At 71.7% G+C, this 12,279-nt stretch carries 8 protein-coding genes; 1 reads left to right on the top strand and 7 read right to left on the bottom strand.

The window, feature by feature from the left end; genetic code table 11:
* Positions 1-7: 7 nt before the first annotated feature.
* Complete coding sequence (locus HDA39_RS33940; protein WP_184802211.1) at positions 8-1,369, top strand: serine/threonine protein kinase; 1,362 nt, start codon at positions 8-10, stop codon at positions 1,367-1,369.
* Here HDA39_RS33940 and HDA39_RS33935 read toward each other — a convergent pair.
* The 7 genes from HDA39_RS33935 to HDA39_RS33905 form a co-directional block, all read right to left on the bottom strand.
* Positions 1,323-3,485 (bottom strand): transglutaminaseTgpA domain-containing protein, encoded by a 2,163-nt coding sequence (locus HDA39_RS33935; RefSeq protein WP_202893199.1) that lies wholly within the window; start codon positions 3,483-3,485, stop codon positions 1,323-1,325. The genes HDA39_RS33940 and HDA39_RS33935 overlap by 47 nt on opposite strands.
* Positions 3,482-4,591 carry a DUF58 domain-containing protein gene (locus tag HDA39_RS33930; protein ID WP_337926012.1) on the bottom strand — a complete coding sequence of 370 codons (1,110 nt, stop codon included), beginning with the start codon at positions 4,589-4,591 and terminating at the stop codon, positions 3,482-3,484. The genes HDA39_RS33935 and HDA39_RS33930 overlap by 4 nt, the downstream gene beginning before the upstream one ends.
* Before the next feature lie 26 nt (positions 4,592-4,617).
* Entirely contained in the window at positions 4,618-6,864 is a 2,247-nt protein-coding gene (locus HDA39_RS33925; protein WP_184802207.1) for a fibronectin type III domain-containing protein, read from the bottom strand.
* Between the two features lie 45 nt (positions 6,865-6,909).
* Positions 6,910-7,872, bottom strand: a complete 963-nt coding sequence (locus HDA39_RS33920) for an AAA family ATPase (protein WP_184802205.1) — start codon at positions 7,870-7,872, stop codon at positions 6,910-6,912.
* Positions 7,872-10,205 carry a fibronectin type III domain-containing protein gene (locus HDA39_RS43925; protein WP_184802203.1) on the bottom strand — a complete coding sequence of 778 codons (2,334 nt, stop codon included), beginning with the start codon at positions 10,203-10,205 and terminating at the stop codon, positions 7,872-7,874. The genes HDA39_RS33920 and HDA39_RS43925 overlap by 1 nt, the downstream gene beginning before the upstream one ends.
* Positions 10,206-10,336: 131 nt before the next feature.
* Complete coding sequence (locus HDA39_RS33910; RefSeq protein ID WP_184802200.1) at positions 10,337-11,596, bottom strand: sensor histidine kinase; 1,260 nt, start codon at positions 11,594-11,596, stop codon at positions 10,337-10,339.
* The gene (locus tag HDA39_RS33905; protein ID WP_184802198.1) at positions 11,596-12,267 is read right to left on the bottom strand and encodes a winged helix-turn-helix domain-containing protein; all 672 of its coding nucleotides are present in this window, start codon (positions 12,265-12,267) and stop codon (positions 11,596-11,598) included. The genes HDA39_RS33910 and HDA39_RS33905 overlap by 1 nt, the downstream gene beginning before the upstream one ends.
* Positions 12,268-12,279: the final 12 nt, after the last annotated feature.

Genomic DNA, 12,279 nt, shown 5'->3' with positions numbered 1-12,279 from the left:
TGCGAGGATGACAGCGATGGCCGAGATCCCGCTGGAAGCGCTGGTGCCACGGGCGAACGGTCCGGTGGCCGGCGTCTTCCTGCTCGCCCCGGCCGTCGCCGGTGGCCGCACGATGGTGCTGAAGGTCTACCCGCAGCCGCTCGACCGGCGGACCTACAACGGCGTCGAGGTCGAGCAGGCGAAGCTTGCCGGCCTGCGGTCGTCGCGGTCGATCGTGCTGGTGCAGGGCCTCGACGAGCTGCCGGACGGGCGGACCGGGCTGCGGATGGAGTTCTGCCCGCAGGGCCTGCGGGAGCTGGTCGCCGCTGGGCCGCTGCCGATCGGCGACGTCGTCGTCCTGGGCCAGATCCTCGCGTCGGTGCTGGCCGAGGCGCACGACATCGGGCTGGTGCACGGCGGCGTGACGCCGAGCAACGTGCTGGAGCGGGCCAGTGGGCAGCCCGCGCTGAGCGACTTCGGGCTGGACCTGCGGCTGCGGTTCCCGCGCGACCTGACGGGCGACGCGGCGTACACAGCACCTGAGGTGCTGCGGGACGGCGAGCTGTCCGAGCAGGCGGACGTGTACGGGCTGGGTGCAACGCTCTACCTCGCGCTGGCCGGGCACTCGCCCTTCCCGACCCGTCCGGGTGAGACACCGGACGACGTCGTCCTGCGGGTACTGGGCGAGCCGGTCCCTGCTGTGTCGGGCCGCGATGTGCCGGCCGGGCTGACCACGCTGCTGAGCCGGATGATGGCCAAGGAGCCGGACGATCGGCCGACCGCGGCGGAGGCGGTCCACGAGTTCGAGGCGCTGCTGCTGACCCCGCAGGAGACCGGGGACGACGACCTGGACTTCGACGACTTCCGCGACGAGCTGGCCTCCGCACGTGTGGCGCAGACCCCGCAGGTCGCGACTGTGGCGCTGGCCAGGCCGCCGAAACCCCGACGGGAGAAGGGCTGGCGGCCCTCCAAGGGGTTGCTGATCGGTGCGGGTGTCGCGGCGTCGCTGGCCGCCGTACTGGTGGTCATGCTGCTGCCGAAGGACGCTCCGCAGAGCACGCCGCGTCCGGTGGTGACCCGACCGTCGTCAGGGCCGGCGGCGACGCCGTCGATGACTCCCGCGGTCCGGCTCGAGCTCAAACCACCCAAGGACAACGGCACCTCGGTCCAGCTCGAGTGGACCAGCTCCAAGCCACTCACCTACGCGCTGAACATCGCCGAGCAGGGTGGCAACGACGCCCAGACCACCTACCGCGGCACCGGCACGTCGATGACCGTCCGGGTGAGCCCTGGCCTGATGTACTGCTTCGAGGTCCAGGGCACCGACGGTACGGCGATCTACATCAGCGATCCGCAGCCACTGCGCGGCGCAACCTGTCGCCGCCGCTGAGCCTCCACAGACTCCGGAGCTCCAGCGCTGCCTGCAGCCTGTCCGCCAACGGCCGGGTGCGCAGCCCACGCCGTACTTCCCGTACGCCGGCCCAGGCCTCCCGGCTGACTTCCGGACCGGCCTGACCGCCGGACCACAGCGCCCGGTCGACGCTGTTCGCGACGACGGCCAGTCCGGCCGAGGCGCGCTCGTCGGTGACGTCTCCAGCCGCCAGGGCCAGGTCTCGCACGGTCATGCCCGATGTCACCGCCACGCCGTGCGCCCTTAGCCGGTCACGAGCCTCCGCCCACGCCCCGACCACGGCAGCGTTGCCCGGCCGCCGCTTGCGCCGTACTGCTCGCAGGGTCTTTAGCAGCGGTACGCCGAGCAACCAGAGCAGCAGCAGCGCAACGGACACGACGAAGATGCCGAGCACCGGTACGTCGGGCCGGTCCCAGCCGTCGTTGTCCCGGGACGACTCACTGGGCGGCGCGACTTCCGGGTCCTGGATCTCGTTGACCGGCGGCACCTCGCGGCGCGCCTGGTCCGTCACGTCGGTGTCGCTCCCCGGTACGACGGACTTGCCGGCCGCAGCCTGGCCGGACGGGTCCAGCGGCCACCAGCCGACGCCGTCCACGGCCACCTCGGGCCAGGCCAGCGCGTCGCCGTTGCGCACCGTGTACCAGCCGTCCGCGTCGGCCGTCGTGGGAGCGCGGAAGCCGACCACCAGCCGGGCCGGGATGCCGTTCGCGCGGGCCAGCGCGACGTACCCGGCGGCGAACTGCTCGCTGGTCCCCGGCTCGTCGTCGAGCAGGAACCGGCGCAGCTGCGGCCAGCTGTGCCCGGTCGGCAGCGGATCGGTCGACGCGAGCTTGTACCGCTTGCGCATGTAGCTCTCCAGCGCGAGCGCCGTCGCGAACGTCGCTCGCCGCCCGGCCAGTGCATCGGTGGCCAGGGCCGCCACCTCGTTCGGCACGGCGCCGAGGTCGCCCAGGCCACCAGGGGCGTCGGCGTCGATGCCCGAGGCCAGCAGGAGCTTGGCGTCGACCTTCGGCTTCGACCAGGTCAGCTCGTAGCGGTCCGGCACCTCGCCGGTCAGCAGCGTGCCGCCGATCGGCTCGATCTGCGGCTCGCTCGCGCCGCGGACGGACGACGGCAGCAGCTGGCCGGGCAGCCAGGGCCCACGCAGTTCCTTCACCTCGACCTCGGCCCGCTGCGGCTCCACCTGCACCCGCACCTCGGGTCCGGGCGTCAGCTCAGAGCCCAGCCGGAGGATCGGGTGGTCAGTGGTCCAGTTGGCGCCGTCGAAGTTGTCCAGTGCTACCTGACGCCACCGCCCGACCGGGCTCGGCGCCCGGTAGCGGAACACGACGGTGTCCTTGCTCCGCCGGTCGAGTCGCCCGGCCAACTCGTCCAGCGGGCTGGCCTGCCGCGTCGCGGGGGCAGCAACGCTCTGGGCCTGCTGCAGCGTGTACGGCGTTCGCTCCAACGGGTCGGCAGCGCCGACGGCCAGTGCACCGACTACGGCGACCACCGTCACAACTGCGCCGGCGATCAGCGGCGTCAGGGAACGCCGGGGTTTGCGCGAGGAATCCGGAACCAGCAGCGCGGCGATCACGACGCCGAAGGCCAGAGCGACAAGTACGGCGGTGAATCCGCTCAGCGCGATGTAGGCCTGGGCGATGCCGGCCACCGCCACACCAGGCAGCACGCCGACCAGCGGCGGCGTACGGTCAAGCAGTTCGACGACGAGCAGTGCGGCGAGCAGGACGAGCAGCGGGACGAACACCACGAGGTCAGGGTCGGGCCGGGCGGGCCAGGTCGACTCGAGGGTGAGCTGCCACGCGGTGAGCCCACGGCCGAGTGCGCGGATGGTCTCTGCGGTCGGCAGCCCTGCGAGCGTCGTACTGCGGAGCACTGTCTCGATGGTGGCGAGCAGACCGGCTACGACGACCAGCAGGGGTCGCCAGGTCAGCAGAGTCGGCCGATAGCGGCACAGCTCGGTCACTGCGTAGACGGCCAAGCAGACCACGAGAACAGGCAGCAGCAGCGACCTCAGTCCGAAGACTGGGCCGAAGCAGAGGCCTCCGACGGCGACCGCTGCCAGCGCAGCAGCCGTCCGGCGGCGGGTGCTCACCCGATCACCCCGCTCCACTGCGTCAGCGCCTCAGCCGCGTCGGCTGCGAGGATCACTCGGGCACCGTGGATCGGGGCGACGCCGTGCGCCGGGCCGAGGCCCAGCACGGTCACCGAGCCGTAGCGGACCAGCAGCGGCGCCAGGTCGCTCGCCGTACCGTGGGCGCCGGTCACCACGACGATTGCTCCGCCGCTCGACGCTCCTGTCGTCAGAGCACGCGGCAGAAGCCCCGCGCGCTCGTCGCTCTGCTGGACCATGCACAGCTCGTCCAGGAACTGCCGGGAGGCCAGTGCCCCACCAGGTGCGGCCAGGTCGGTGCCTGCCGAGGTCAGCAGCCGGCAGCGGTGGCCGGCCATCGAGGCCGCGAACAGGATCGACGCGGCTACCTCGACCGCCTCCTCGAACGTTGCCTCGGGCAAAGGTTCGGTGCGGGTGTCGAGCAGCACGGTCAGCCGGGGCTGATCCGGGTCGACGTAGTCGCGGACCATCAGCTGACCGGTCCGCGCGCTGGCCTTCCAGTGCAGGTGCCGGACCTCGTCGCCGACGACGTACGGGCGGACGTCGCGCAGGTCCGCGGAGCCACGCAGCGAGTCGTCGGCCGTGCGGCCGATGTGGTGGTGCCGCGGACGGCCGGCGACCACGGTCCGGGTCGGGTGGCGCTTCGGGTGCACCCAGAGCACAGCGGTCTCGCCGGTCGCCGTGCGGTTCCGGGCCAGGCCGAGCGGGTCGCTGCGTTCCAGGGTCAACGGACCGACCTGGATCCGCCCACGCCGCGAGGTCGGCAACTCGTACCGGTACGTCGCCTCGCTGTCCGGGCCGAGGCGCCGGATCGGCACCTGGCGACGCTCCGGCCCGGCCGAGTCGTGGGCCGCGAAGGAGGGCTGCCAACGGGGGCCGGCGTTGCGGACTCGGAGCGTGGCGAGCGCGGGGCGGCCGCGCTCGACCCGGTCGGGCGAGAGATCGCGGTGCACGGACACCTGCGGGCGGCGGACGGTGAGAATGGTTGCCGCCAGCAACGCTCCGATGCCGATGCCACCGAGGGCCCGGAAGAACGTGTAGCCGGCCAGCTCTCCCAAGCCGTAGGCCAGCAAGGAGGAAATCAGCACGGCAACACCGCGCCCGGTGAGACGCATCATCCGCTCCAGGTGATGCTGTTGGACGTGGTCGTCCTACCGTCGTAGGTCGCGGTGACGACGACCTTCGCGCCGACGTCGTCGTGGTAGAACTTGTTGACCGTGATCGTGCCGTCGGCTCTCGCAGTCAGCGGGTCACCACCATCGTGCAGGTCACCGTAGTTGGTGGTATTACCGTTGAAGAGATAGGTCGCACCAGGCTCCAGGTTGCGAGCCTCGATGTGGATGTAGTGGCAGTACTGCGGTCTGCAGTTGCCGTCCGGGTTCTCTGTGTACGCAGGGCCTTGGCTGATGACGATTGTTCCACCAGGCGCGCCTGCCGTCGCCGAGACAGTGGCCGGTGCACCAACCACTGTCCCCCGGCCGGGGACGGTGGTCACCGCGCGGACCTGGAACGTGTACCGCTTGCCGTTGGTCAGACCGGTCCAGCGGTAGCTGGTCGACGGCGTGCTCTCGGGGTCGCCGTCCAGGGTGATGCCGTAGCCGATCAGCGAACCGCCGTTCAGGTTCGGCCGTCGCCAGGTCAGCGTGATGGCTCCGGACGACCCTGCCGCGCGCAGGGCGACCGGCTGGTCGGCCGGGCCGCCTAGAGTGATGCCGGCGGCCGACACCCCCGGACCGGCGCCGACGCGGTTCCTGGCGCGGACGGTGAACGTGTAGGACTGCCCGTTGGTCAGACCTGGGACCACCACTCGTCGCGCGGACGCTGCCGCGGTCCGGCTGCCACCTGCCCACGACACGACGTACGCCGTGATCGGTGCGCCGTTGGCGGAGGCGGTGGACCAGGTGATCGTCGCCGAGCCGTCGCCTGCCGCGGCGGCGACGTTGCCGGGGGCACCTGGCCGGCCGGCCCTCACCGTCGGCTTCACCGTCGGCTTCGGCGGCGGCGGGGTCGGCTTGCGGGTCGCCGGCGGCTCCGGTGGCTCGGGCGGCTCCGGCGTCTCGGTCTTGCGGGTAGCGGGCGGCTCGACCGGCCGCCGGGTGACCGGTGGTTGCACCGGACGCCGAGTGGTCGGCTGGACCGGCGGGGGCGCCACCGGCTTCTCGATCGTCTTCTGCGGGACCACTGGCCGGACCGGCGGCAGCGTCGGCTTGTCCGGCTTCGGCTTCGGGTCATCGCCCTTGCGCTTGACCGGTCCGGAGGTCTCCACCTCGGTGACGTCACCGTTGTCGTCGACAACCAGGACGTGCTCGCCCGCCAGGCTGTCGACGTACAGGCGGGAGTCGTCGCCCCGGCTCAGACCAGGCCGCTCGCCCGGCTTCACCTTGGCCAGCTTGGACGGCGCCGGGATCGGCCGCCGCCGCTCCTGGCCACCGCGGCTGTCCAGGGTGACCAGGCTCTGGTCGGCGGAGTCCACCAGCGCCAGTGTCTCGCCCGACGAGGCGATCTGGTCGTACCGGCCCGGCTTGAGCTGCTTCACCACCGGCTCGGCGGCCGGCCGGCCGCCGGTCAGCTCGGCGGTGTCGACCAGCTGCAGCGTGTTCTTGGTGACGATGGCGATCCGTCCACCGACGTCGTTGGACGCGACGATCGAGGTCTGCCCCAGGTCGAGCGCGGCCAGCGAGACCGCACGACCGAGCCCGTCGGTGCCGACCGTCTGCATCTGCCGCGCGGTCGTGTCGACGAACACGGCCTGCTCGCCCACCAGGGTCAGCGAGCCGCTGTGCCCGGCCGGAATCCTCGCCGTACAAGCGATCCGGGCGCTGGAGACCGGGAGCTGACAGAGCTGACCAGTGCTCCAGCGGTGCAGCCAGACCGTGCCCTCCGCCGTGACGACCGGCTGGCCGACCGGACCCTCCGTCGAGACCACCATCGGGTTCTCACCGAACCGCTGCACCTGCCCGGCCTGCCGGTAGATCGCGTACGCCGAACCGGCCGCCGTCAGCGTCACCGGCCGTTCCAGGGCAGGCGCCGGGATCGGCTCGGCGACCCGCAGGTCGGACTTGCCGAACCCGATGATCGATCCGTCCGCCAGTACGTAGCCGTCCTTGTCGGTCTCGATCACCTGAGCGCCCGGCCCGGCGCCGGGCACCGGCACCTCCGCCTCGACGCTCTTCGTCCCGCCGTCGATCTTGAACACCTTGCCGAGCGTGCTGTTGTAGACCAGGTGGCCCGACTGCGTGAACCGCATCCCGCTCAGGTCCGCGCCGGCGCCGGTGACCGCGATCGTCGTGACGGCCATGCAGCCCGCGACGACAGCGGCGAGCGCCATGCGTGCTCGCACTTCCGGTCGGACCTTGCGCATGCTCTCTCCCCGTTCGGCTTGCTCGGACTACGGCGGCTCGGTCCTCTAGACCGCGCCCACGCTCGCGGTCGGGGCCGCCGTGGCGGCCAGCACCTCGTCGACGACCGAGGACGGAGGTCGCTGGCTCAGCTCCGCGTCCGGTGTGAGCACCAGGCGGTGGGCCAGCACGGGCTGCGCGACCTGCTTCACGTCGTCCGGTGTGGTGAAGGCCCGGCCGTCGGTCGCGGCGTAGGCGCGGGCCGCGCGGACCAGGGCGATGCTGCCGCGCGGGCTGGCGCCGTACCGGACGGCGGTGTGCTCGCGGGTCGCGGCGACCAGCTTCACGGCGTACGAGCTGATCGCCGGGTCGACGTGCACCGAGCGGACGGCGGCGATCGCGTTGCGCAGGGCCGGTACGTCGATCACCGGGCTGAGCGAGTCCGGGCCGATCCGGCCGGTGTCGCCGAGCACGATCCGGACCTCGGCGTCGTGGTCGGGGTAGCCGATCTCGATCCGCATCAGGAACCGGTCGAGCTGCGCCTCGGGCAGCCGGTAGGTGCCTTCCATCTCGATCGGGTTCTGGGTGCCGACCACCAGGAACGGGTCCGGGACGGCGCGGGTGACCGAGTCGACGGTGACGCGGCGCTCGGCCATCACCTCGAGCAGCGCGGACTGCGTCTTCGGCGTCCCGCGGTTGATCTCGTCGGCGACCACCACGTTGGCGAAGATGCCGCCGGGGTGGAACTCGAACGCCTCGCTGCCCTGGTGGTAGACCATCACGCCGGTGATGTCACCGGGCAGCAGGTCGGGGGTGAACTGGATCCGGTTCCAGGTGGCGTCGATGCTGCGCGCGATGCAGCGGGCCAGCGTGGTCTTGCCCAGCCCGGGCACGTCCTCGATCAGCAGGTGGCCCTCGGCGAACAACGCGGTCAGGGCCAGCCGGACGACCTCGGGCTTGCCGTGGATGACCCGTTGCAGGTTGTCCGCGACCAGCCGGTAGGCCTCACCGGGCGGAATCGTCGCACTCATCAGTTTCTCCACGTGAACTTGTTGGACGTGACCGTTTCTTCACCCGCGGCGGTCGCCACCACCCAGACCTGTTGCCCTGGGGCATCGGTGGCGAAACGGTCGTCGATGGTGATCTCGCCGTTGTCGTCGGTCCGCAGCTGCGCGCCCGGGTTGGACGGCTGCCACTGGGTGGTGAACGGCTGGAAGTCGTACAAGGTGTTGGGTTTCAGGCCCCGGCCGACCACCCGGATGAAGGCGCAGCCGGGCGCTTCGCAGGCTCGCTCGCCGCCGCCGTGGGTGGTGGCGGCACCGCGGGACGCGGTCAGGCGTGGCTGCGTACTGCTGCCGCCACCGACCACGACCGTCCGCACGGCCTGCTTGCCGAGCACGAAGTTGCCTTGGGCATTGGTCGTGGTGGCCCGGACGGTGACCCGGTACGTCGAACCACTGGTCAGTCCGGAGATCGTTGCCCTGGTCGACGTCGTGGAGTCACCCTTGGCCGTGCCGCCGCCGGTCCCGGTCGGGTTGGCCGCGATGTCGTAGCCCTGCAGGGTGTTGCCCTTCAGGTCCGGCCGTGTCCAGCTCAGGGTGAGGCTGCTGCCGGAGGTCGTGACCTGGAAGTTGCCCGGGGCATCAGGAGCTCCACCGGACGGCACCAGCCGCGCCGTACTGCTGCCCGGGCCGGTGCCGACGCGGTTGGTCGCGCGGACGGTGAACGTGTAGCCGGTGCCGTTGGTCAGGCCGGTGACGTTGCGGCTGCGAGCCGTCGGGCCGAGCCGGACGCTGCCGCCGTTCCAGGTCAGCGTGTACGACGTGACGGCGGCGCCATTGGCGGCGGCGGCCTCCCAGCTGACCTGGACCGAGCCGTTGCCCGGCCTGCCGGACACGCTGCGCGGCGCGCCGGGACGGCCCGCCTGCACGGTCGGCTTCGCGGGCGGCTTGACCGGAGTGGTGGGCTTCTCCGGCGGCGGCTTCGGCCGGTCCGTGGTGGGCGGGTCAGTGGGCTCGTCCGGCGTCTCGGGCTGGTCCGGCTTGTCGTCGCCCGGTTTGCTGGTGGGTCTACCGGTCGGACGATCAGTCGGCCGGTCCTGCGGCTTCGGGTCACCGGTCGCAGGCGGCTGGGGTGGCTTCGTCGTGGTCGGGGGCGGCTGGACCGGGCGGTCCGGCGTACTGGGCTTGGCTGTCGGCTTGGCCGGCTGCGGGGTCTTGCGCTGGTCCGGCCGGGCCGAGTTGGTGTCGACCGCGGTCACGTCTCCGGTGTCCTCGACGACCATCACCTGCTCGCCGGAGCGGCTGGCGACGTACAGGCGCGAGTCGCCGCCGCGGTACAGGCCGGTCCTGTCCTCCCGGCCGGCCTTGGAGTCCTTGGACGGCGGCGGAATCTTGCGGGCGGCCCGTTCCTCGCCGTTGCGGTCCAGCGTGACCAGGGTGTCCGTGCTCTCGTCGATCAGCGCCAGGCTGTTGCCGGACGAGACGATCCGCTCGTACTTGCCCTTGCGCAGCTGCTTGTGGACCGGCGGCGCGTCGGCCTTGCCGGTGGTCAGACCGGCCGCGTCGACCAGGTGCAGCAGGCTCTTGTGCGGGTCGACGATGGCCAGCCGGCCGGTGACGTCGTTCGGCGCGACGATCGCGTCCCGCGGCAGGTCGTCGATCGGCAGCGTCATCTTGCGGCCGAGACCGCCGTCGTCCACGGCGTACAGCTCACGGCCCGTGGTGTCCACAAACACGACCTGGTTCGCTCCGACGACAGCCAGCGAACCGGTGTGGCCGCTGGGCAGCTCAGCCGGGCAGGCCAAGCGGTCCGCCTCCAGCGGCAGCAGGCAGAGCTGGCCGCTGTCCTGGCGGTGCACCCACACTGTGCCGTCAGAGGTGACCACCGGAGGACCGAGCGGTACGCCGACCTTGGCGGTCGCCAGCTTCTCACCGAAGCGCACGATCTGGCCGCTCTGCCGGTAGACGGCGAAGGCGGCTCCGCCAGCTTCCAGCACGACGGGCAGCTCGTCGACCGGCGCGGGCAGCGGGTTCGCCACGTCGAGGCTCGACTTGCCGAACGGGTAGGTGCGGCCGCGGGACAGCACGTAGCCGTTCTGGTCGGTCTCGATCACCTGTGTCCCCGGTCCGGCGCCCGGCAGCGGGATCTCCTGGTCGACGTTCTTGGTGGCACCGTTGACGTGGAAGATCTTGCCGACCGTGGAGTTGTAGATGTACCGGCCCGGCTGGGAGAACTTCATCCCCGGCGACGCGTTGCCGGCCCCGGCGACCGCCACTCCGGTCACCGCGACACAGCCCGCCACCACCGCGGCCAGTGCGGCGCGGGACCGCCGGTTCTCGCGTGCGGAGGGCGCGGGACGCACCCGACGGGCACCTCCCGTGACCGTCCGCAACAGTTCGGTGACAGACCTCACAGCGACGAGACTAGGTCATCGCCGGTACAGCGCCCGTCCAGATTCCATCCAGGCCGGCCTATTCGACCCTGATCGAAACATCAGCGCTCGGCGACCGGGAGCCGGAACTCGAAGATCGCGCCGCCCTCGTCGCCGTTGTGCACCTTCAGGTCGCCGCCGTGCGCGAGCGCCACCCACCGGACCACGGACAGCCCGATCCCGGCTCCCGCCGAGCCACTGCCCGCCGCGAACCGCTCGAACAGGTCGTCCCCGATCGCCGGGTCGATCCCCGGGCCCTGGTCGGCCACGGTGATCCGTCCGTCCGCCACGGTGACCGTCACGATCGCCTGGTCGGCGCCCGGCGCCCGGCCGTGCCGCATCGCGTTGTCCAGAAGGTTGCCGATGGCCCGTTGCAGCAGGACCGGGTCGGCGCGCACCATCGTCGGCGCGGTGACCAGCGAGACCCTGGCGGAGTCGGAGGGGGTGTCCTCAACGACTACGGCGACCAGCTGGTCGAGCCAGACCAGCTGCATGCTCAGCTGCTCGACACCTGCCGCCAGCCGGGCCCGGACCAGCAGGCCGTCGATGATGTCGCCCATCCGGCCGGCCAGCCGTACGGTTCGGGGCAGCAGCTCGCCGCGCTGGTGGGGGTCCTGCATCGCCGTCTCGGCCAGGGCGCGGAGCGCTGCTACCGGCGTACGGAGGTCGTGGGCTGTTTCGGCGAGCAGGTTCTCCTGCTGCTCCAGAGCAGCCATGGCAGGCCGGATTGCCCGGCCGGAGACCCAGTAGCCGAGCAGGGCGGCCGCCAGGATCAGGAACGCGCAGACCAGCAGCACGGTGATCACCAGGCGCTGGTGGGCACCCAGCTCGTCCTCGGTGTCGGTCCAGGCCACCACCGCACCGGCGTACTTGCCGCTGGAGTCGCGGAAGGGCTCGACGTCCACGCGGACCTGGTGGCCACTGAGGGCCTTGCGGTCGGCGGACAGGGTCACGCCGTCGCTGACCGCCTTGGTCGCCAGCTCGTCGAGGACCTGGGGATCCATCGCCGTGCAGACCTTCTGGCTGCTGTGCTGGTCGAACCGCGTCGCGCCGCCCGGCACGATGACGAACTCCGGGCAGGTCGAGTTCAGCGGGTCGCGGTTGACCGCGGTGAAGTCGATGCCCCCGCTCTCGTTGACCAGCCGCAGCACCGGGCCGGTGACGACGTCCAGCTGGTTGCTGATGCCGGCCTCGGTGCGCTGCGAGTCGAGCCGCAGGATCAGTGGGGCCAGCACGATCAGGCCGATCGTGTTCATCACCGTGAACACGACGGTGAGCCACCAGCGCAGGCGGCGCAGGCGCTCGGCGGCGGGACCGCGCATCAGAAACCGTCCACGGGGATCAGCCGGTAGCCCTGGCCGCGGACCGCCTCGATCAGGTCCGGCGTGCGCAGCTTGCCGCGCAGCCGCCGGATGGTCGCGTCGACGACGTTCGACATCGGGTCGGCCGCGGAGTCCCAGCAGTGCTCGATCAGCTCCGAGCGGGACACCGTCCGGTCCGGCCGGGTGATCAGGTACTCGAGCACGGCGAACTCCTTGGCGGTCAGGCCGAGCAGCACACCACCCCGCCTGACCTCTCGCCGGCCGGTGTCCATCTCGACGTCGGTGTAACGCAGTACGGGTGTCCGGCCGGTCCCGGCCCGGCGGCACAGGCTGAGCACCCGCGCGGTCAGCTCGGCCACGGCGAACGGTTTGACCAGGTAGTCGTCGCCGCCGTACTCGAAGCCGTCCACCCGGTCGGCCAGCGTGTCCAGGCCGGTCAGGAACAGCACCGGGACCGCCCAGCCCTGTTCCCTGCGGTGGCGAACATAGCCGATCGAGTCCCCGTCCGGCAGCAGCCGGTCGAAGACCACGCAGTCGTAGGCGTTGACGAACAGCGCCTCGTCGGCGGCCGCGATCGTCCCGGCCAGGTCGACCGCCAGCGCCGCCGAGCGCAGCGCCGCCGGGACCGCCACCTGCAGGTCCTCGTTGTCCTCTACCACCAGTACGCGCACTCGGGACCGCCC

This window comes from Kribbella italica, from assembly GCF_014205135.1.
Lineage (GTDB): Bacteria > Actinomycetota > Actinomycetes > Propionibacteriales > Kribbellaceae > Kribbella > Kribbella italica.
Note: the sequence above shows the minus strand (reverse complement) of the source record. Positions and strands in the feature narration are given on the sequence as shown.